2 protein-coding genes are annotated in these 1,223 nt (G+C 46.2%); both read right to left on the reverse strand.

Going from position 1 to position 1,223, the window contains the following annotated elements; all coding sequences use genetic code 11:
- Nucleotides 1–687: UDP-3-O-acyl-N-acetylglucosamine deacetylase (locus F6K38_RS42420; protein ID WP_287360879.1), on the reverse strand; the 687-nt coding region annotated here is incomplete at its 3' end.
- A 135-nt stretch (nt 688–822) separates the two neighbouring features.
- On the reverse strand, nt 823–1,223 hold a 401-nt coding region (locus tag F6K38_RS42425), incomplete at its 5' end, for a BamA/TamA family outer membrane protein (protein ID WP_287360882.1).

Below are 1,223 nucleotides of genomic sequence, written 5' to 3' on the forward strand. Positions count from 1 at the left end.
ATCAGCCAAGCCAAAGGTACGAGCTGGTGCGATCGCATCAGCAAAATTGTCCTTTTCTGGAGTCCAACTATACCATTGTTTACCAATCGCTGGTAACGCAAAGTCAATGCCATAGGTAAATCGAGTTTTGGGTGCTGGTAGAGCCGTTACAAAGGCATCTCCGTGATAAACCGAGACTGGCTCGTTTAATACAAAAGGGATAGGTGTTGTTACTGAGGGAGTTAGCAGGTGAGGGGGTGTTAGGGTAGCTCGAACTTGTCCGGGGGTAAAACTATCGTGTGCTTTATCCTCGATTCCTTGAACCCCTGCTGCTACTAATCCCACCTCCTGGAGAGCTTCCAGCCAAACCTTCGCCGAACCATCTAAAAGAGGTACTTCTGGACCATCAATCTCAATTTGAGCATTATCCACACCACTACCAGCCAGTGCAGCTAAAAGGTGTTCCACTGTACGAACGGAAGCCTTTCCATACTGGGTTAATGTGGAGAGTTCCGTAGACAGTGTGGTAGCTGAAACTGCATCTATGTTTGCTGGAATAACGGGTTTACCTGGTAAGTCAACCCGCACAAAATATCGCCCAACTCCCGCAGCTGCTGGTAGTACCCTTACGTTGGTTGAAATACCGCTGTGCAGTCCGACACCAGAGCGTTCAAACATACCAGCCAAGGTGTAATATACTGAAGACATTTTTTTTGGGAAAGTTTCTATCAATAAATGCAGGAAAATTGAAAATTGAAAATTGAAATTAACCAATCACAAATTACAATCAACAATTGACAATTAACCACTAATAATTCACAACTAACAATTCACAATTAACAATTAAAACTTCTCTCCAATACCAAAGTGAAGACGACTGTCCCCTTCGGTATTCAAACCAAAGTCTACCCGAATCGGACCAAGTGGTGACTGCACTCTAACCCCAAGACCGTAACCGAGACCAGTACCGGGTAAATCTCTCTGCTCACCGGGTTCACCAGGAACAGAACCAGCAGAACCAAGGTCAGTGCCAGCGTCAACAAATAGAGCGCCCCCTATGACTGAGAAAATGGGGAAGCGATATTCTGCAGTAGCCTGAAGGTAACTACGTCCTGAGGCTAGGTCTCCCTCAGCAAACCCCCGCACGGAGTTACTACCACCAATAATAAAAGCTTCATAGGGAGGTAAATCCCCCAAGATAGTGCCCCCTTGAATGTTAAAGGCAAGAGCCTGAGGTCCTTCGG

The organism is Moorena sp. SIO3B2 (assembly GCF_010692525.1).
Classification (GTDB): domain Bacteria; phylum Cyanobacteriota; class Cyanobacteriia; order Cyanobacteriales; family Coleofasciculaceae; genus Moorena; species Moorena producens.